Below are 22,135 nucleotides of genomic sequence, written 5' to 3'. Positions count from 1 at the left end.
TTATTGGTTGAATGAAGAATTGATTAACCCTCGTATGTCTTTTGGATCACTGCTTCTGGTGGCTCCAATTACCCTACCGCGGAACAATAGTGTATCTTCAGAGAGCAATGCTTTATTGATCCGGCTTTCTATAAATCCTTTTTTAATTGGGGCGGGATCAATCCATCCCGGACCGTCATTGTTTAATATTGGATCTTTAATTAAAACCTTTTCTAAATCCCTCAAGCGTTCAATATCTATCCTTGAAATATCCGAAGCAGGTGTTATAACTACTCCGTTAGCTATATTCACATCAATTTTACCTGACCCGTAATCGGGATTAATTTGGATAGGTTCAAATGTCTGTCTGAGCTGTACAAAGAACACGTGTTCCTCATTTTGAATAAAAAATGGTGTATGGTAAGGTGATGTGAAAAGACCAGGCTGAACAGAGTTGCTGGTATTCGCACTATTAAGAATAGTATGTGTAAGACTATAGTTGTGCCTATTGAGTATTTGATTTTTCTGTTCAACGGTCACATTAACCTTTTCGTTATCTGTATTAATTGACCTTAAATTTTCATAATTTAAATTGCGAGATCCTAATGAGGCTGAATACTTATTCTTTAAATGAAATCCATGACTCCAATTTTTTACGGACTCTATTTCATCATAAATATGAAGATTCAAGACCTTTGAACTTTTACTATTCGATGTAAGCTTAACTTCTTTTCTTTTAAAATCTTCTGCATTGATATTTTTAAAAATTACAGGATCATTAACATCTGACATCCTCCGCGGCTGCCATTCCCCGTTAAAATATTCACTCCAGGACAGGCTTATTTCAACATTTATTTTACTATTCTCTTCAATAGCTGAAGAATCGAATTCAGCTTCAATGAGATTACCATTACCACTGATTGGTGTTTTATCGCTTCTTACTCCTTTCTGAATAATATTCAGCCAGAACAGAAAAAGCCTATCTTTCCATATAACGGGTAAAATGGGTTCTCCCTCGATATCAAGATCAACCTTTTCCCAAGGCGTAAAGTATCCGCCTTCGAAGCGCCGATAGTAATATTTGGCTCCCGTTCCCTGTGTCTTCCCAAAGATGTGAAGTACATCATCCGCATTGTAGTATTTACCTTCTTTCGATATCTGATTTTCCTGTAGGCATACTCCGGCAATGTCCAGCTTGGCAACTTCATCGAGTTTTTCAAGGTAAGTTAGCAATACAGTACGGGCCCGGTCTTCCGTAATGTCGGATTGCAGCAGCTCGCTCTCCAGTTCTTTAAAGAAGGATGATTTATTATCACGAAGTTCTGGTTCCAGCCAGTTTTCAGGATGGAGATATACTTTGCGGTTTGCTTCCCACACACGGTAGCGTTTCATCCACTCCCATTGCTTGCTGTCAATAATGGCCGGATCAACACCTTTATCATTACCGGTTTGCTGTTCCAGGTTTAGTAAGCAACGGTGTATAAAAAGTTGTACCGATGAGATGGCCTGCTTAATGCGAGACGTCTTCATACAAGAATCCATCGCCACATCGATTAAAAAGTACTCGAAGAGCTTATCGACCGTATCAATCATTTCGGTGCCTTCATTCTGTTGTAAAAGCCGTAGAACATACTCCACAAGAGCATCCCGCTGAATATTCCGAAGGTCATCATTAATGGGCTGGATTACGCTAAGCCACGCTCGTTCGTCATATTTTATGCGAATGGCATGCTGAAGTGTGTCAACTGTGTTACCATCGGGCACATTCGTAGTTGATTCGAGCAGTTTTTTAGCTGGCAAACCTGTTGTGTTTACAAGTCGTAATGCTTCCGAAATTCTATAAAAGTTTTTGATGTCCGATAGATCAGCATCAGATAGACCGAATTCTGCTAATAACGCATCAAAACTGTCCTCATCCCACCCTGTAATCTTTAAAAGAAGGCTCTCTTCCTCTCCTTGCGAGTTGGTATAAGTGGCTGAAGGATCAGAAAGCACGGCGACAAAATCCTCACTTTCCGCTTCCAGGTCTTCCTGTATCTGTTTGTATTGCAGCAGGTTGATAATTACTTTCAGCAAGCTTTCGGCATTTGCAGAGTTATAATTGACAGGAATGGCATTTAAAAAGCCCGAATCATCAATCTTAAACGAGTTACTAAAATATCGGATCTCTTTGTCTGTCATATACAGCGTTTCCAGCAACGTAACTGCTTTTAAAAATCTCAGGTAACTCAAATTGAAATGCTGAATAGCCTGCCCGGGATAAAGTGTACTATCTGGAAGCGAGCGATAGTTGGAGGGGCCATTTTCAGAGACCCACTTCAAAATTGCCTTATCGACTACATTCGAGAGAACTATTTTAAAGTGATGCAGTTGGTTTGCTTCCAATTCAATCGCTTCGCTGTTTTCCCAAATGCCGTTGGTGTTAGTGCCATCTACTTTTTCATTATCGAGGGAAAACGAAACATCAGCTCCATCGTCCGTTTCCAATCGAAAATTATAAAAACCTTTTTTAGGTACATCAGTGTAAAATGAATAGGCTACTTCTTCGAGCGGGCTACTGTCGGGCAGCTGATGACTATCTAATGCCGTATTGATATTTGAAAGTGATTGCTCTTCCGTTGAATTATCCTGGAAAGTATAAACAGCCGAAACTCCATTGTTTTCGAGAGCCAAATAATCCTCAATTGCAGGATCATTATTTTCGGTGACGGAATGCAATACGGCAGAATCGTTTAGCAGCGCCTTTGTGCGCTCTGTTTCTATACTCAATGCATCAGCAAGCGTTTGCCTGACCGCCAGATTCTTGACCCGAATTTTAAAGCTCTCAAGTATATCATTGAGTAGCTTTTCAAAGTTATTGTTTGTTTTGAAGCTGTTGTATGGATTCTTTAGTTCGGGATACTGCTCAAAAAATTGTTCTTCAGCATCCTCCCCCTGATCAAACAAGGACTCAATGGCAGCGATAAACGCGGTTCGTGCATTATCAGCTTCCGGAATGTTATTGGCCTCATTCTCTAATTTATCCTTCTCATCGGAGGTCATGATTCCCTTGAACAAAAGCACCTTTTGAAAATCGTTGTAACTGAGTCGATTGGTTACCTCTCGAAGTTCACTCTCCAGCGAGGGTACATGATGGTCATAACCCTCCACTTCAAACGAAATATCGTTATTAACGATGCTGAAAAACTGGTCTACAACGGCTTGATCATAAACCTGGACCATTTTCGATCGGAGTGCCTCTCCGGTTGGGTCACTAATGGATGTGTTCTCATTTTCTATTCGCTGCAGTTCATCTTTAATTTGCTTTGCGACCTCAAGCATGTCTTTTTCGGAAGGCGATGCTTTACCTGATAAATCTTCATGGCGCAGAAAGTAGGTGAGTTGAGGTATTGTAAAATCTGAATTGCTCAGATTTTGAGCCAATTCTATAAACCGAATGATACCCGGTTCTGTACCTTCTAAACCTTCGAAAGGGTCAATTCCGGATAGGTTCTGAAGCAGTAATACTTCTTCGATACTAAGTTTCAACTGACGACTCAGATAGCTATAACGATGAATAAATGTTACGTTATCTAAAGTCAACGGTACATCTTCAATTTTATCTAACGCAAGCTCACCTTTAAGACGACGCAATATGAGTCTCAGCTTATGTGAACTCAGATTGAGAGCAGCTAAGACAGCAGTCTCATGATCTATTACTTTTACATCCGGATCGGACAAGTATTCGCCGCTTGGATTTTCTTGAAAGACGTCATCTATATTCGATATAGTGGCATTTAAAAATAAGGTTTGATAAAGCGATTGTGGATGGTGAATATCGATAGTACCAAAGAGGGCCAGAGTTTTAAGCAAATTACGCCGGGGATTAATATCCAAAAGCTCCATCACTTTTCGCACGTGTGCTACTTTCTGGATTAGTGCAGCAAATCCGTCGTTTAATTTCTCAATAGTATTTGCATCCTCTGCATTACTCCAAAGTGCCATGATGGTCTTGTCGGTCTGCTCAATGGTCCAACCCAATTTTTTCCACAAACGGATAAATCGCATGAATTTGAAATAGTCCAGCTCATCGATAGGTGTGTCATCGGCATACCTTATTTCCAGCTGCTCAAAGCTGCATTCGTCCGCTTTCCCGCTTCGGTCCATGAGTAAAACAAGTCCCTTGATCGTTTCTGATCGTTCCCGAATCCAGCTCTTCACATCGCCGTCAAATAGGTCTGTATTAAGATCATCGTCGAGCAGATTGTCAAAGGCTGCATCACTTATGTTGCCGTCAATCAATCCTACAATTGCGTTCATTGAAACACGCAGTTGTTCGAGCTTTGGGATCAGGTTAGAAGAAGGATTGATAAACTGCGTTTTAACGATTCGGGTAAGTTCTTTGTAAGTGATATCCACAGTACGGCTGAAATCCTTGGCATATGTACCATTGGCCGTCAAGACGGTCTGCAGATTTGCTCCTTCAGACATACCATAATATTCTGCTATTTTTTTCTTATTAGCGGTTAAAATGGCATACTCCTGCTGAGATATACCAAGGAATTCCAAGTGAATGTCTGTCCAGGTTGCCCCGTTGTCATCCGCCCGCAGCTTTGTCATAGCTTGATATAGAGGAACCTCAAGATGCTCAAAAAGGCGCCGTAAAGCAGCCAACGGCTGGTTAAACGGAAGCTGAAATGGATAGATCTGCTGCTTGACTATATCATACGCTTCTGATTGAACAAATTGTGGATTGGCCAGCAGTTCTTCCGTACTGATATTACCCTCGATATTGAATCCGTGAAAATTATCCAGAGAATTATTTACCACGAAGTGTTCCAGGATTTCATTGACCAGGTCAATGTAGGGCAGAACAGTGTTTGTATTTTCGCATGTAAGCTGGATATGCTCTATATCCGGCCGACGTTGATTAAGGATATCCAAGGGGTTTTCGCCAATTACATCCTCAAAGTCTTTAGGATTTTTATTTATAAATTGAAGTAATTCTACCAGATAAGCGGCGGGACTAAGCACGGAGCGACAATGCTTGCAATCGCAGAAATCCATCTCGCCGACCAGTTCTTCTAATGTAGGATATGCAAGTATACCTTCTCTTTCACCGTTGGGCTCCCTATCGTATAGCGGATGCAGGTGGTTTAAGGCATAAATTGGCGGCGTTTGCATGTAAGTGGTATACCCGGTTAACACATTCATTGTAGCACTTTGAACATGCAGTATTTTTTCACTTACCAGGTTGGCTTCTTCTTCGCTGATTCCCGCTAATACGAGCTTATGAACGATGCCTTTCTTGCCAATTCTTGTAGCTGCATGAGCAGAATCAATGTTGTTTTCCAGTAATACCTCAAAACTATCAGGTGAAGCTGAAACCTGGAACACCCGCTCCAGTCGCTTCAATTCCTGTACTTCGCTCTCCCCCAGATCTAACTCTTTCTCTTTGATGTATTGGAGAAAGGGCTTCTGACCAATAGTAAAATCCTTCTGGTGGGTATTTAAGAAATTGGCAACTCCAACACGAACCCCTTCGTCGATCAAAGATAATTCTTCACGTTCGACCTGTTGAGCTAAAACGGCTGTTGGATAGCTCATTTTTAGTTGTCCGGCCATTGCATCTGCATACTGCCGGCGCTTTTCTTCGATAGTTTCGCCCGGCAAATCTTCAGGAACCGGGATATCTCTGTCCTGCATGGCCGTTAGCCAAGCCGATGTCGTGTATAATCCGTTTTGCACTAACTCCACCGGATCTTCTGTAACTATATCCTCATCCCGTAGCATTTTGATCAAGGGCACATTATTAGAAGTTAACACGCCAAGCTTTCCATCAAGCTGCAACTTGCCTTTAAGATCTTGGCCAAACCGAGCTTCAATACCATCCCAAAAACTTTCTTCTTCAGGGTTTTGATTGAGATATCGCTCAGCAAATTCTCTTTTTTGATTGTCATCACTTAAGCTCAGTGAAAGCATTTGGTCCAGTGTAGATACCCCCGGTGATGATTCATCCTGCAACAACGTTTCAGTACTGGATTTTTTAAACAGTTCCATGTGATCGTCCAGTTGCTCTTCAAATGAGGGGTCGATAACATTTTGATCGATTGCCTGTTTCCATATTTTCCTTGCGGTGTGGGCATTTGTACGGTTAAGCTCCAAAGGATCGGTAGATACTCCTGCACGGTATAAAGCATAGTAGAGGGGAGGCGGCAGCTCCGTTTGTTCAGCACCTTCATGGGCCAGTACTGCCATAGCGATCATTCGAGCATCCCAACCGGTCTTATTGGCCAGAAAGCTAATATCTTGATGTTTATCATCTTCCTTCAATTGGTGAAATTTCCGACCATTGGTATACTTTTGGAGGGCCTCATGTAAGCGAATGTATTCCGGGGCAGGTTTGGGATCTTTTTCAGGGGAGAGAATGACGTTCAGTGACTCCTTACTGCTGAAATTGTAGCGAACTGACGATCTGGCTAATTCCATTTCCTCATCATGAGGATCAACCACCTTAATCTGCAGGTCCGGCTGTTTTAATTCTTCCGATAAATCCTCGGTGGAATATTCAATTGTATATCCGCCCTTTTCATCGGTTTTTCCATCACCTAAAATGACATCATCGCCGAGGCTTTTGTGTACAGCAATCGCCTTCAGGCCTGGGACACCGACCCCTCTGCTGGAATAGACGGTACCACTGACGCTGTGTTCTTTAAGGCCATTTCTCTGCTCTGTAGAACGGATCTGCACCAGAAACCTCGTTTCAGGGTAGTTGGAAAAGGTCTGCCAATTAAATGCCTGATGGATGGGTTTGTACGTATTATCATTCTGGACGACCTGTAACCAGAAAGGGGGCAGTTCCTCAAAAAACTCCGTTACGAGATCACTAAAATTTGTTATTGAAACGTTTCCCTCATCATTACTAATAGCCGAATCTATTGCAAGATTAAATTGATCATTCCGGGTATTAATTTGTACGCTGGCCCCGGCAAGAGGCTGCTCGTTCTCATCCAGTAATTGTAAAAGCAAGGGTTTGCCGCGAGGCAGTGTGAAATCGCCGGCAGGCAGTAACATTACCTGCGCCCCGACAGATGTCAGCTCACGCTGTAACCGCTTAGCTTCCCGCTCCTCGAGATTGTGTTGAACCATGTCCAGTTCCTGCACTATTCTTGTAGACTCTTCAGGACTTTTACTGGTGAGTTCAGCGATCTTGTTAATGACGGCTTCTTTGTTAGGCCCGGTAGCTATAAGATGTAGTTGGAACATGGTGGTTTGTTTAAAAGTTGGTTTTAGAAAATTCTCAAAATATATAGTTACTATTCTTCTTCATTAGCCTCCAAACCTGTTATTGTCATCACTTACTTGATAACTTGGAACGTATTATCACAGACATCTTTCATTTTTAGGAAATACTACATCACTTGGCTTCTATAAATTAGACAGTATAAACACTACCATTGCCCTTGAGCTTATCAAATGATTCACTATCTGATCCGCCTAAGTTAAGCGATTGTGTACATTACCATTTTTTATTAATATTTTTCTAGGACTATTGGTAATCTGCCCAAGAATCCTAGTTAAATCAATGAGCACACTTGATTGAATTTTGGTATTTACTTGGTATTTCATATAATTATTGTCTTTTTTAAAATTATTAAGTGAAATAGAATAATGAGCATTTCTTAATCCAGTCCAACTAATTTTCTTCCCAGCCAACCTGTAATTTTATTATTAGCTGCAGCTTCTCCAATTCGACTTGATATGCTTTTCCCAGTAGCACTTCCAACTGCATCATCCACCATTCGTGTGCCACTATATGCTAGAGAACCTACTGCGCCGACAGGTCCTGCATATCCAACTAAATCAGCTCCCAGATCGGATGTCGCTTGAACTTGCGCTTCAGTTGTATCAGCATCGACTAAATTGAGTACCTCTGCTGCTGTACCAATAGGTCCAGCTTTACTTGCAACTTTTTTTAATGGCTCTGCAACTGTCATAACCTCTTTTCCTGTCTTTTTTACAACTTCAACTGCATCACTGGTAATTTTATTTACTTGATTTCCCTTTTTAGGAGACAAAGATTTTTTGGTATTTTCACTATAGTCATTAAGATCATTCTGCGTAACTAAACCTTCATCAATAAGCTCTTTTCCAGTTTCTTTAATAGGTCTATGCAAATTATTCTCAGAATCAATTAATGTTCTATCAACTTCCTGTTTATCAAAATCAACTCCTTCTACTTCAGAATATGCTCTTTGCATACTGTGTTTTATTTCTCCTTCAGATATTGATTCTCCTCTTTTAACTCTGTCTGCTAGCTCCATCTGAGTTCTTTTGACTTGGGTATGTGGCTTTGCTGGTTTTCCTCCTTCAGCTTTTCCAGTTTCTACCATCATTACTTCTTCACCATATCTACTTTTATGATATCTTTCCCCACTTGGAGAAGTCCTTTGTGCATCTCTTAGAGTATGAGGTATTACATGATCCCCTTGAACATTTTCATATGATTTTAGCTGTTCAGGTGTACTACCCCTATAAGGAGCTGAATGATTTAGTTTTTCATTGCCTTTCTTTCTACGTAATTTTTCTTCTGCTTCTACTTGTTTTTTTTGCCTACCTCTTTCTTCTCTCATTTCATCGAGTGACATCCCACCGATATCATAGGGTTGATTACCATTAACATCTTTAAACTTAATAGGATTATTTAGTCCTAATCGATATAGATTGATGCCTCCAATCACTCCGATTGGATCCGCACTTATCCACCTCCCTAACCACGGCATATAATATCGTGCCGAGTGATAATTGAGTCCACTTTCTTTATCCCGCTCCATCCCGGTATAGCGATAGCGCTTGGCCGTTGCTTTAATAGTTGAATTAACTGCCTGATAGGCGACCGTACCGAAAGGGTGATATTCTTCGTATGAAATAATAGCCCCGGTGCCAGTCATCTCCAACCCCACTGAGCCCAGATGGTTACTGTACTGGTAGCGGTCGAGGATGCCGGTGCTCAAATTATTACTGTCGGTTTCAATAATATCTTCCACCATCAGCACTCGCTGGTCATCGACCATTAGGTGGTGGGTTTCAATTTCTTCTGTCAAAGTCGTACCGTTCCAGCGGCGGTAGACCTCCATCCCTCCAAGGTAAAGGCGTTCCTCTGTCATACCATCTCTTCGTTCGACGCGTTTGCGGCTGCGCTCTCGGTTACCGCCATACTGGTAATAGGCTTCCCCACCTCCCCCGAGGTTCAAGTGATGCATACGGTCTCTGTAATCCCAGTTCGGGCGGTATTCTTCCGGCGTATTGTTGTAGTTCAGCATGTTGCCGTGGGCGTCGTTTTGATAAACCACAGCGCTGGCTGTATCACTTTTTTTCCATGTGCGGTCGAGGCGGTTGTTGTTGGTATCGTATTTATAATTGCGCGTCCAGCGCTCTACACTGTTAATGTGTCGCATCTTCAGGATGTTGCCAACGCTGTCGTACTCATATGTTTGGGTGTACTTGCGAAGTGTTTGGTCCGTGATGGGAAAATTGTTGGTTGAGAAAGGATCGGGTTCTTTGGGGCCTGGCGCGTTATCAAAACTAATGTTTTCTCTGCCTTCAGCCCGAATCAGCCTATACAACGGATCGTAGGTATAGCGGCTTTTGGGTTCCACCCGCTGGTTGTCGAAAAAGACCGGTTTATAGGCATCATCTTTAATTTCCGAGATGTTTCCCACCGGGTCATACGTGTAATAGAGGTTTTGAAGCGTATTGGGGTCCGATAAATTCGACGGTCCGGTTGGAAGCGCCTCATTTGTTGGATTTTTGGTTGTTCGCAATTGAATGAGCCGGAACGTTTGAGAGTCATATAAGTAACGGGTGGCCGTCCCGTTTCCGAAGAGCATTCGGGTACGCTGTCCTTTCTCGTTGTATTGAATGCCAGATACAGCAGTGATTCGGCGGCCGTCGGTGTATCCATCGCTTATACGCTGAGCAGCTGTAATATGATCTTCCGCTTCAAGAGTTCCACGATCATTATAGCTTGGTTCATAAACGGCCACACGGTCCACACTTCGGTGCCAATTATAGAGGCGCGTCATTCTGTTCATCGCATCGTATTCAGTAATAGAAGTAAATACCTCCTCGTCCAAGCGATTGGTCGGCGAACCATCTGACCAGTCAATAATTTCTTCATCGTAAGTCGCGGCCAATCGACGCTTCGCCTCCAGCAGGTTGCCTTTATAATCAAATTGCAGGTTGGTCATTCGTCCGCTTGAATCGTAATGCTGGTAAACCTGCCCGCGGAGGTTCTTTAGTTTCGCGTCTGCCTGACTTTCCCCGTAGATAATCTTCTCAATTACATGAACATTTGCATCTTCTGATAGAATTTGGAGTTGTTTTTCCATGGGACGTTGTAATACGTCATAGCTCGTTGTAAAATGGTGGTCCATGTCATCCCAGTTGCGAACAGGATTTCCGGCCACGTTATTCAACGTCCACCGCCGGCCCGCATCCATGCTGTTCTGATACACGCGATGTCCCAGCATATCATACTTATATTCCATGACGGTGTTGTTCCGAGCATCAACCACGCTGCGAACATTGCCTTCAATATCCCGGTTAATGAGTGTGCTGTAGAACTCATCTCTCGTATCAATTACATTGCCGTTGGGATCATTTTCCTCAATCCTATTATGGGCAACACTTACAATAGGTCGCCCTAAAGTGTCAAAGTGCAAGACCGTTGGCGTGTTATGGTGTTTGGCTGCTTTTTCGGCAGCTTTCTTTTCTTTTATAGGATCTTTCCCTGCTTCTGTGAGTTCGGCGTCGATGCGGCGGTTGAAACGGTCATCATACCACTGGCTGTCCATCACAGTGTCGTTTTGGTCATAGCTTGCCTGCTGCCAACTGTCAAACTCTACTTTCGTGAAAGAACCATCGGGCAGCTCGGTCCGAATGTACCGGCCCATGGCATCATAATAGATGATCGGAGTGAAACCCCGCTCTACCAGCTCCTTATTATCTTCGTAAAACGGATTCACCGAAAAGTAGGGCTCATACTGTTTAACGGGATTCCCTTTGTTATTGAGCACAGTTCGTCCATTGCCAATCCAGCGCAGATTATCGCCGGTATCATCCCTTTCAAGCGTGTAGCTGCAATCCTCCTGGATATTCAGCTTTAGCGCTTCACCGGGCTCGGCTTGGGCTTTGGCCATCGCCACGTTGCCCATGCCGTCAGAGTATTCAAAACCCAGTTGAAGCGGGCTGTTGGGATTGTTGCTATGATGCTGCTCGCGGTTGATACTTCCCACAACGGTTGGCAGGAATTTAACCATAGCACATTCCCCGGTTTCTGGATTTTCCGTTAGTTGCTCTTCGAGTAGTTGTACAGATGAGAGGTATCGATGAAAATTATAAACAAACCGGCTGGTTGCTCCCTGCAGCAGATTTCTCGCGGTGGTGCGCAAGTCATTCGTATTTGCGAACGTAAAATAGTTTTCAATATCATTTCGCTCATCCTCGGTAGTGTACTCGGCCAATCCATCCAGGGTATCGGCTTCGTCGCCTTTACCGAGTACAGCCATCGCTTTCACCAGTCCCAGTTCATCAACCAGGATCTCAGAAATATTATCGTTGATATCTTTCATTCTGATCGGTGCCAGTGTGCGAAAGTTGAACCGTTCCACGGCCATACGGTTTTCCAGTGCATCCTCGGTCTCCTTTAGCATCAGGAAATAATCTTTGTAATAAGAAACCGAGGTTACCGAATCGAAAGGAGATAGGTAAGCGATGGGAGAAAAAAAGCGATTTTTAACGGTTGTAATATCCTCTCCCTCTTCAGGTCGGATAAACAGGGGCCTGCCTGAACGAATCCACCAGTTATTTTCGTCCTCGCTATGGACAAATTTACCTTCATCTGATAACAGCGCATCCAAATCGGATGGAAGCCGGTTATTGGTTCCATCTTCGTCCGTGAAAATATTATCAAGCAGATCCGGTGTATAGGCTAACTGATAACTCTCATATGAAATACCATGAGTGCTGAGTTGTCCTAATGGGAGAGCATCTACTAACTGCTCATCATAATAAAGAGAACGAATGTGCTCGATAAGACGATATTGATGCCTTTCAGAACTGGGATCAGGCGATTTGTGATAGTCAATTTCTCCATCTGGATCTTCAAATATTCCAGCAAATTCGTCAACCTCATAAAGCTCATTCAACAAGTCAAGGCTGGTAATTTCATAGGTTTTGGTTTCTGCCGGCTGGCGAAGTCGGTAGATCTCATCTTCAATAATATCGCCTGTAAAAATATTTTTGCTATACGTGATGAGTGTCTTTTCTTGTTCAGTCTTCACAAATTCCAGGCTATCCATATAAGCCTGTTTTTCTTCCGGCCTTTCATAAGTCATAGCCGAGGCGCTGTTTATTACAGTTGCAAGCGAGTCATTAATTCGAATGCGTGGATAGACTACTGAAGCAGATTCCAGAATGTTGCCTAATTCATCAATTTTGGTATTGAGTGTATGAGCTATCCGCGGATCGGTTTCATCCCGTTCATAATGAATGGTGAGGGCTTCGCTTTCAGTTACGATGAAAGAACCGTACCTGTTCTCACCTCTTGGCTGAAGCAGTTGAATGTGACAATTATGAGTGGCTACCGAATAGGGCTTGAGCTCTTTTTGCTGTTCTTCAAGCGAAGGATCTTCAGATGGAGTATCCAGAGCAAAAACTTCCTGGCGAAGCGTCATGCCTTTACAAGCTCGCAGTGCTTCCCGGTATTCCTCTGCACTCAGTTCCGTGATATCAAACCGATCTTCCAGCGTTTGATTGGCAACAATCCGTGCATCTTCAAGCTCCGGTTCCGATACTGTAATAGGAGCATCCGGAAAGACGTTATTGTACTCTTCGAACCAGTACTCTTCCTTAAACTGCGTTAAAATATTCTCACGATCTAAAAACGCACCCGTATGGAACCAGGTTTTGGTCAAGGTCGGAGCCTGATAGAGTTCTTCCGATTTTTCCAGCTGATTTCCTTCATTGTTGGCTTTCCAGTGCTCGTACTCCTCTGTATCCCGTTGTTCTACCATCCCGAATCCACGGAACTCGCGTTCCTGGTGATCGTAGTACCCGTGGTGATAGCAGTATTCTGCCGTAAAACGTACGTCCGTTATCTTATCTTCTGTTATAGATTTGGCAACCACCTGAACCGGGAAGGGCAGCTTGGTAATCCAGGGTCTGCCTTCTTGCTTATCCTTTAGATAAAAGTGTGTAGAGCTTTTATACTCCAGCGAAGTTTCCTTACCAAAATTATTTACATATTTCTTCAGTACATGTGGCTTTTTGCTGTCCATTAGATCCATGTAGCGCATGGGGGCATGGCTTTCAGCCGGCAGGTCGGATGACCAGACGATACAGGACGTACCCGTGCCAAGCAGATCAATAACTGAAAGCTGAGTATTGCTGTCTATAGGGAAGAACGGTTCTATTTGGTGGGCTTCGCTCCAGGCATTTCCTGTTAAATTTATATAAGCCTTAAATTTATTCCTGCCCAGGTAGATGATGTCCGATGCCCCAGTGCCGCTTATATCTGAAAGCTGCAGATACTTTGGATTGAACTGATCAGGGTGGTCAAAATGGGGAGCATTGCCCATATTAATTTTTGCACTAAAGCGCCCATATCCTTTATTAGCCCAGTAGCAAATCTCCCCGTCTCGTACCCTTACTATATCGGTCAATCCGTCTCCACTCATGTCGGCCAGGAAAATGGACTCCTGCTGATCCGTATCTGCAAATACAAAGGCTGGTCCTTTCTCTTCATCAATCGTCTTTGATGAAGATTCCGCCCGTTTATATCCTTTTTTACCATCTGCAGGATGCCAGGTGAAAAGGTTATCCTCGGTCATCACAATTTCGGGCTGACCGTCTCCATTCAGGTCAAGCAGCCGTGTATTGGGATCCTGTAGATTTACGTTTGCTACCTGTTCAAACGGCTCAAACGACTTAAAATCATCACCTTCAGTCAGCTCAAAATAACCTTGCATACCAGGGCTGTTTACCACCACCTGTTTTTGTCCATTTGACTCTAAGTCCTGAATGGATAGCACACCGTTGGATAGTCCAGAAAAGGATGGTTTAGGGATAACCTTATTTGCTTTGGTAAAGCGTACTTGCCGGTCCTCATCGATGTCACCAAGATTAGACTTATAATACCAACCCTCTGCTTGCTCGGTTAGAATTCCATTTATGCCCTCTCCATACAAATCAACCCACTGATAATTGTTGGTCAGCCCCACAGGAGCATTCATGATACTGTCACTATCCACAACCCGTGCTTCCGTATTCCACTGAAGGTTCTGATACTCAAACTCGGTGGGAGGTAGGCTCTTTTCAAAATACGTATCAGCTTTTTGGATAAACCCTTTTTGTGTAACCGATTGTAAGTAGCTTACCTCGGTTTGGCCTGACTCATTAATCGAAGATGGTTGATAGCTTAGAGCTAATGATTTGACCAGGTAATTGCTCCCAAATGGTTCTCCATCAGTTGTACCTTCATCAGTCGTATCTTCAAACTGAACCTCGTCCGGAAAATGATGAAACATCAGAATATTAAAGCAACGCCGGTAAGTGCGTATTTCAAAGCCGGAACGGTAGGAGGAAAATGCATCGGGCCTAGACTCCCAAGGTCGAGACTCTTCATAAGTAGGAGTCTGTTCACTATTCCCAGGGTCTTTGTGGTCCCCGTAATCCATTACGACCTCAAAAAAATATTCAGCATCCGTGTCAGGAAGGGTGGGATTGAAGGGGTCATCGGCATACCAGGGTGTTCGATTGCCGTATTTTACCCGTTTCAGATATCGATTAGTAAACTTTGCTATGCCAGCATGGCGATTTCTCTCATGTACATCGTTTGGGACGTGTGCCAGATTTTCGGCTTTATACTCGTATCGCATCCAATTTCCTTTCCCGTCGTAACTAAATTCGGGCAGCCAGGAATAAATCTTCGATTCATCCTCCGGATCAAAAATGCGGGCGTTGGGACTAAGTCCAAGGAAGGTGGTAACGTTTTCCCGGGTCGTGACCTTCCAGTAAACCTGTCCATCAACCTTTCGCGTGATGCGTTCAATGCGGGTAAATCCTCCTTCAACCCTTGGCCGATACTGATGTACAATAACTGCATCTGTTGAATGCTCTCTCCGTTTCCAGTTTTCCTCACCTTCATTTGGGACCTCAAGATAGGGTACCAAATCCTCCGCTCCAGAAAACATAAACGTATCTTCGTCCGTACTATCCTGGTATTGGGGCAGACGCTTATCCGTCCTGCACTGAATCATTGGGTAGCTAAGCGACCAGCCCACTCCGAACGGACTATTACCTCCTCCTGAGTTATAAGAAAGTGAGAGTGAAGGGGCGAAACCATTTCGGCCGGGTGTGATTGGCAACGGGATGGAAAAAGATGCCGTGCCATTTGCAGCGTTAACTTCAAATTTCTCATCAATGCTTTTTAATGCACCACCACCTTTGGGTAAGGATAGTTCGGGGATCTCAATTGCATTCGAATCAGTAGCCTGCTCTTGAGTGAGGTCAGCAATATCCCCTTTCTTATTATCTTTGATATTTTGCATATCCGATTAAAGTTATTAATCGGGATAGAAGGTGAACCTAAGACTAATGATTAACCAATAAATGTTTTGTTTTCAAGAAATGAAAAAAACAATATTTATCTATCTCGATCTTATTGGTTCTCTCAAATGCTTATTACTTTTTGACGCTTTTTTCTAAATAAAAAATATTTTTTAAAAAATCTAATTTATTTTAGTGAATAGTCTTCCAGATTTAAAAAACTAAAAAATAAAAGGTGGTCTTATTTAATAAAATGTAGCATTGTGAATGCTGAAGTAAGTGCGTAAAGGAGTAGGATCAAATTTATAAATCATTATTAAAGTGTTTAAACGCAATGATTTACCCTGTACAAGGTCATTGATAAGGACTGTAATTTAATTGTGATTTAGATGAATTGTGGATGAGGGGTAGCACAGTTATATACTCGGAAATTGAAGGGAGATTTTGCAGTGCGATGTATCGTTTTCCAGCGAAACAACCCAATCCCTGCCTGCCGGTGCAGATAAATCTGCATAGATGAAATCTCTACTGGCAAAGAAAATGATTAGTAATGTATTGTAAGTTACTATCTGGTTGCTTGTACCTTAGAAGAAGATCTAATTGGTAACGTGGGTATTTGAGTAATTGAATAGTTTATAAGGTTGTGATGAGGTAGATTTCACTCTCAAGAACTGAAACAGTGAAAATCAATATTCTTGCTTCCTGTTAATTCAGATATATGTAAAAACCTTTACCTATACCTTTACCTGTTATAAATAAAAAACCCCTAACTCATATAAAGTTAAGGGTTTATGTGTTTTACTCAGTACCCGGGAGGGGACTCGAACCCCTACAATGTTGCCATCACCGGATTTTGAATCCGGCGCGTCTACCAATTCCGCCACCCGGGCAAAAATTTGACATTAGTAAATATAGGAAGGGTTTTCGCCAAAGGAAACAGCACAGACAAAATGGACGAAAACTTTAACAGGTGAACACTTCGCATGTAGTGGATTCGACTACATCACGATCAGGTGCCGGAGTACAGACAGGAATCAGCGGGTTCAGTATCATATAAGTAACAAAACGTCATGTTAACCATTGATACAACATTAATTAAAAATAAAAGGTGACCGTCATGAAAATTATCAAAAAAAATGTAGGATTCTCAGATGCTCTGTTACGTGTAGTTTTAGGAATGATCATACTATTTGCAGGTCTGTGGTATGACAGCCTGTGGGGATTTTTAGGGCTCATATTTATCGCTTCAGGAGCACTTTCATTCTGCCCGGTTTACAGAGTAATGAATATTGAAACCTGTACCCCAAATCTCGAAAGAGAAAATTAGAGAATGATTCAATTTGGTACGATATAGGGAGAATAAACAAGGGATGTAAAACAATAAAGAGAGTTTAAAACCCGGAGATTCCACAGCGGACTTCGGGTTTTTTGTTTTAGCGTCATCTATATTCACCCTTCATAAAACCGGATTACCTTCGGTTCACAATCGCAAGGGTACAGCGTGAGATGGATACCAGTTTCCCATCTTCGGTTTCAATTCGTGTTTCCCAGACTTGAGTTTGTGAACCCCGGTGGATCGGTTTTGCAATTCCGGTCACCTTGCCGCCCAGCCGAACAGGACGAATGTGATTGGCATTGATCTCCAGGCCTACCGCTGTCTTGTTATCGTCACTCAGGTTCAGCCACGCCCCGATGGAAGCGAGAGTTTCCGCCAGGGCAACCGATGCGCCGCCATGGAGGATGCCGAACGGCTGAACGGTCTGTTCACTCACCGGCATTGTTGCACGCATCTCCGCTCGGCTTATTCTATCAAACTCAATTCCAAGCGCATCACCCATATGTTTTTGGTTTGATGAAAACAGCTGCTCAGCTTTCTTTCGGATTTCCTCTTCAATTTGCATAGTAGTTTTTTTTGATTGGGTTATGGGTCAAAAAATAGGTTCTTTTACCGTGAAATGTGAATGGTATCATGGTATCATGAACAGATAATTAAATAGATGGCACGTTTAGTCGGATTTGTAATGCTCAAAGTATGAATTGGATTGAGAGACACATTTGGGTTTTTGGTTCAATGGTCTAAGTAGATGGTGCCAAAGAGAATTACAGATTTTTGTATCAACAATTTTTAAAAGAAATTTTTAAAAGTCGCGTCAAAGTGTAAATTAAGGGTAACGGTGTTAACCTTTCGTTACAGCCTGTAAACCAAACATTTTGATATGAGATACTCACCTGAAACTCTACCGGATCTTCTTTATAAAGGAATAGATTCCGCCGAAACCGGACTGTTCACTTCTACCAAACGAAATGGAGAGTGGCATGAAACTTCTGCTGAAGATTTTAAAACTAAAGTGGAGCAGTTTGCATACGGCCTGTATGAACTGGGCATCAGGCGCGGAGATAAAGTTTCTTTACACGCGGAAAACAGTACGGAGTGGCTTATCTGTGACCTGGCGATTTTAAGTCTTGGCGCAGCGAATGTGCCTATCTATCCCACGCAGCCGGGAGATCAAATCAAATACATCCTCGAAAATTCCGAGTCTAAGATTCACATTGTATCGAACGACAAGCTTTTTTCTGAAACCAAACCGATCATTAAAGAGGTGACCACTGTAGAGGCGATAATCACTCTGTTCGGCTCTGAGCATCAAAAACTTCGTCCGTTTGAGGCGATTCTTGAACAAGGGGAGCAGTTCAGAAAAGAGAATCCAAAGCTGCTTGCAGAGATCCGGGAGTCGATTGAACCGGATGATCTTGCCACTCTGATTTACACCTCCGGCACTACAGGCGTGCCGAAAGGCGTGATGCTTACCCACAACAATATCGCATTTAACGTAAAGGCATCACTCGAAAAGCTGCCGTTTGAACGAGAACGATTCAACGGTGAGCATGTACTTTCTTATCTGCCTCTCTCACATGTGTTTGAGCGGATGATTAGCTATATGTACATCAGCATGGGGTGCAAAATCCATTACATTGAGGTGATCGATGAAGTTCGCGATGATATGGCTTATGTGAAGCCATTTTTCCTGGCTACTGTCCCGCGGCTGCTTGAAAAAATTCAGACCGGTGTGAAGGTGAAAGGCCAGGAGCTGAGCGGCTTAAAGAAAAATCTATACTACTGGGCGATTTATCGCACGGAAGATTACAATCCTGAAAACCCGCCTTCGGGACTGGACGGCATCAAACATAAACTTGCCGATAAACTGATTTATAGCAAAATCCGGGAGCTGTTTGGCGGTAACTTGTCCGGCGTAGTCAGCGGAGGAGCGGCTCTTTCACCGGAGGTGTTCAAATTTATGAACGCGATCGGGATCATTTGCGTGCAGGGGTACGGACTCACCGAAACGTCTCCGGTGATTACGGTGCAGAGGCCGGGCGAGATGCGGATCGGTTCATCGGGTAAAGCTCTTGAAGATGTGGAGATTAAAATTGCAGATGATAAGGAAATCCTCACTCGCGGCCCTCACGTGATGAAAGGCTATTTCAAACTGCCTGAAAAAACTGAAGAAGTTATTACCGGTGATGGATGGTTTAAAACGGGGGATGTGGGGAAAATCGACGATGATGGTTTTCTATACATCACTGATCGTAAGAAATCGATGTTCAAACTTTCCACCGGTAAGTATGTAGCGCCTCAAAATATCGAGAACCGCCTTATTAACAGCGGTTATATCGACCAGGTGGTTGTGATCGGGTACCAGCGGAAATTCTGCTCCGCTTTGATTGTGCCCGCATATGATAACGTGAAAAAACGGCTGAAACGCGATGGATATTCACCATCGGATCCCATCAACAAAGATGAAAAAGTTCTCAATTTGATCCAGGAAGAAGTAGATAAGGCCAATAAAGAGCTCTCACCGTGGGAGAAGGTGAAAAAATTTGTACTTCTGAAGGAAGCGCTTTCTATTGAAGGCGGAGAGCTTACACCAACCCAAAAGGTGAAACGGCCCGTGATAAACGAGAAGTACGAAAAGGAGATAGAATCGATGTATGAAGATGAGTAGTTCTTAGTTCTGAGTTCTAAGTGATGAATTTTTAGTGATGAGTTATACATTTTGAACATACCACTTCATACCTATTTTTCAATGCAAAAATCCGGAAACTACTATGTCTCAAGAATTTCGATCTAAAGTGAAAAACATCCAAAATGTCATCATTCTCGGTTCCGGTGTGATGGGAAGCCAGATCGCGGCGCACTGTGTGAACGCCGGGCTGAATGTAAAGCTGCTGGATCTGAGATCGGATGATCCGGATCAGCCGAATAAAACATCGGAAGAGAATATTGAGAAGCTCAAGAAAATGAATCCTGCGCCGCTTGCGCTGCCGGAATGGGCGGATCGGATAGAGCCGGGAAATTTTGAAGATCACCTGGGATGGATTGAAGATGCCGACTGGGTTTGCGAAGTAATTGTGGAGAGAATGGACATCAAAAAAGAGATGATGGCCAAAATTGAAAAGGTGCGTAAACAGGGAACCATCGTCAGTTCCAATACATCCGGGCTGCCGATTTCGGAAATCAGCGAGGAACAGTCGGATGAGTTTAAAGCGCATTTTCTGGGGACGCATTTTTTCAACCCGCCGCGCTACATGAAACTACTCGAAATCATCCCGACAAAAAGCACCGATGAGGATGTTACGACGTATATGAGCCGGTTTTGTGAAAAGATTCTTGGAAAAGGTGTGGTTCGCTGTAAGGACACCCCGAATTTTATTGCAAACCGAATCGGGGTTTTTTCGATGGCGGCGATGATGCCCTGGTTTTTTGAAGGAAAATTCCGCGCCGAAGAGATCGATTTTCTCACCGGAACACTGACCGGATACTCCAAAGCCGCTACCTTTCGTACTGCAGATATGGCCGGGCTTGATGTGATTAACCATGTTTCTGAAAATCTCTATCCCGCCATACCTGATGATGAACGGCGTGAGGTCTTCAAACTGCCGGAAGCATTTAAAAAGATGGTGGAAGAGGGTGCTCACGGAAATAAAAAAGGGCGTGGATTTTATAAAAAAGTTAAAGGGGAAAAGGGAAATGAATACCATGTTGTTGATCCCGATACGCTGGAGTATGAGCCTCAAAAAGAGGTATCGTTTGAGTCGGCTGAGAAAGCAAAAAAAGAGTTCAAAACAGCGGGTGAGCGCCTGAAATTTCTTGTAAATCAAGATGACGAGGCGGGAAGGTTTTTGTGGAAAATACATTGCGATCTGCTGCTCTATTCGGCGAATCGAATCCCCGAAATTACAGAATCGGCGGAGTCGATCGACCGGGCGATGCAGTGGGGTTTTAACTGGGAGCTTGGGCCGTTTCAGCGATGGGACGCCATCGGCGTGAGCGAATCCGTAAAACGGATGATTTCGGAAGGAAAAGAGGTCCCGGATTCGGTTAAGAAAATGCTCGACAGCGGGCGAAGATCATTTTATAAGGATGGCACCATTTACAATCTGGCAACCGGAGAGATCGATCAGCTCTCCCCGCCGGCAAAAGGTGCGGTTACGGTTGCAGGCCTGAAAACAGGCCCCAATGAAGTTTGGGGCAACAAAAGTGCCGGGCTGTATGATATGGGTGATGGAGTTGCGCTTTTTGAATTCCGAACCAAACAGCAGACACTTGGATTTGAACTGGTTCAGTCGGTTGAACACGCCTGCGATATCGTGAAGGAACAGTTTCAGTCGATGGTTATCGGTCACGATCACGAAAATTTCAGCTACGGTGCAAACTTAAGTGAAGCCGGAAAAGCGCTGAAAGATGGAGATTTTGATCAAATAAAGGAAGCCGTGGAAAATTTTCAGCGGGTTGCGGTTGGATTGCGATATCAGCCGTTTCCGGTTGTTGCTGCCGTTTCGGGCAGATGTTTCGGCGGTGGAGTGGAGTTTATGATGCACTGCGACAAAGTGGTGGCACATCATGAACTTTATTGCGGGTTGGTGGAACTTGGAGTGGGACTCATTCCGGCCGGAGGCGGTACAAAAGAATTGCTGATTCGGGCGATGGAAAATGTAGAGGAGTCGGAAGATGCCGATCCGCTGCCTTATCTGAAACACGCTTTCAAGACAATCGGCCTGGCAAAAGTGTCAGACAGCGCCCGCAAAGCAAAAGAACTGGGCTATCTTCGCGAATCGGACATGATTCTGATGAACCGCGATCTGCTGTTATCGGTGGCGAAGAACCAGGCTGTTTCACTCGCTGAATCCGGGTACAGGCCTCCGGCAGAGCCAAAAATCAAGGTGATGGGGCAGACCGGTAAAAGCGTCCTCGACGTCACGCTCTATAACATGACTGAAGGAAAATTTGCATCTCCATACGATAAAATTCTGGCCGGTAAAGTAGCCGGGATCATGACCGGAGGAAGCCTGAGTGAGCCGCAGGAACTTTCGGAATCCTACATTCTGAAACTTGAGCGAGAGGCAATTCTGGAGTGTTTTCAGGATGAACGAACGCATAAAAGGATGGAACACATGTTAAAGACCGGTAAGCCGCTGAGAAATTAGGGATTGAGTTTTGATGAGAAATAAGTGCTGAACCTGTAGATTCAACCTTTTATTTGGGTTGATGAAACAATCAATTAGATAA

General features: G+C 43.5%; 6 protein-coding genes and 1 tRNA gene. 3 read left to right on the top strand and 4 right to left on the bottom strand.

Annotated elements, in window-relative coordinates; genetic code table 11:
• The 3 genes from DYD21_RS08815 to DYD21_RS08805 form a co-directional block, all read right to left on the bottom strand.
• The gene (locus tag DYD21_RS08815) at positions 1-7,224 is read right to left on the bottom strand and encodes a neuraminidase-like domain-containing protein (RefSeq protein ID WP_116035400.1); all 7,224 of its coding nucleotides are present in this window, start codon (positions 7,222-7,224) and stop codon (positions 1-3) included.
• Positions 7,225-7,640: 416 nt separating this feature from the next.
• Positions 7,641-15,569: a SpvB/TcaC N-terminal domain-containing protein gene (locus DYD21_RS08810; protein ID WP_116035398.1), complete on the bottom strand. Its 7,929-nt coding sequence runs from the start codon at positions 15,567-15,569 to the stop codon at positions 7,641-7,643.
• An 804-nt stretch (positions 15,570-16,373) separates the two neighbouring features.
• Positions 16,374-16,457 (bottom strand) — tRNA-Leu (locus DYD21_RS08805).
• Between the two features lie 227 nt (positions 16,458-16,684).
• Here DYD21_RS08805 and DYD21_RS08800 point away from each other — a divergent pair.
• Positions 16,685-16,894 (top strand): DUF2892 domain-containing protein, encoded by a 210-nt coding sequence (locus DYD21_RS08800; protein ID WP_199535494.1) that lies wholly within the window; start codon positions 16,685-16,687, stop codon positions 16,892-16,894.
• A 142-nt stretch (positions 16,895-17,036) separates the two neighbouring features.
• On the opposite strand, the gene DYD21_RS08795 is transcribed toward DYD21_RS08800, so the two are convergent.
• Positions 17,037-17,468: a hotdog fold thioesterase gene (locus DYD21_RS08795; RefSeq protein ID WP_116035396.1), complete on the bottom strand. Its 432-nt coding sequence runs from the start codon at positions 17,466-17,468 to the stop codon at positions 17,037-17,039.
• 315 nt (positions 17,469-17,783) lie between these two features.
• Here DYD21_RS08795 and DYD21_RS08790 point away from each other — a divergent pair, with 315 nt between their 5' ends.
• Both DYD21_RS08790 and DYD21_RS08785 read left to right on the top strand, forming a co-directional pair.
• Positions 17,784-19,571, top strand: a complete 1,788-nt coding sequence (locus DYD21_RS08790; RefSeq protein ID WP_116035394.1) for a long-chain fatty acid--CoA ligase — start codon at positions 17,784-17,786, stop codon at positions 19,569-19,571.
• A 103-nt stretch (positions 19,572-19,674) separates the two neighbouring features.
• Entirely contained in the window at positions 19,675-22,053 is a 2,379-nt protein-coding gene (locus DYD21_RS08785; protein WP_116035391.1) for a 3-hydroxyacyl-CoA dehydrogenase/enoyl-CoA hydratase family protein, read from the top strand.
• Positions 22,054-22,135 lie beyond the last annotated feature (82 nt).

Source organism: Rhodohalobacter sp. SW132 (genome assembly GCF_003390325.1).
Lineage (GTDB): Bacteria > Bacteroidota > Rhodothermia > Balneolales > Balneolaceae > SW132.
Note: the sequence above shows the minus strand (reverse complement) of the source record. Positions and strands in the feature narration are given on the sequence as shown.

Coding starts and splice junctions, on each gene's coding strand:
- DYD21_RS08800 (WP_199535494.1), top strand. CDS start 16,685: ATGAAAATTATCAAAAAAAATGTAGGATTCTCAGATGCTCTGTTACGT.
- DYD21_RS08795 (WP_116035396.1), bottom strand. CDS start 17,468: ATGCAAATTGAAGAGGAAATCCGAAAGAAAGCTGAGCAGCTGTTTTCA.
- DYD21_RS08810 (WP_116035398.1), bottom strand. CDS start 15,569: ATGCAAAATATCAAAGATAATAAGAAAGGGGATATTGCTGACCTCACT.
- DYD21_RS08785 (WP_116035391.1), top strand. CDS start 19,675: ATGTCTCAAGAATTTCGATCTAAAGTGAAAAACATCCAAAATGTCATC.
- DYD21_RS08790 (WP_116035394.1), top strand. CDS start 17,784: ATGAGATACTCACCTGAAACTCTACCGGATCTTCTTTATAAAGGAATA.
- DYD21_RS08815 (WP_116035400.1), bottom strand. CDS start 7,224: ATGTTCCAACTACATCTTATAGCTACCGGGCCTAACAAAGAAGCCGTC.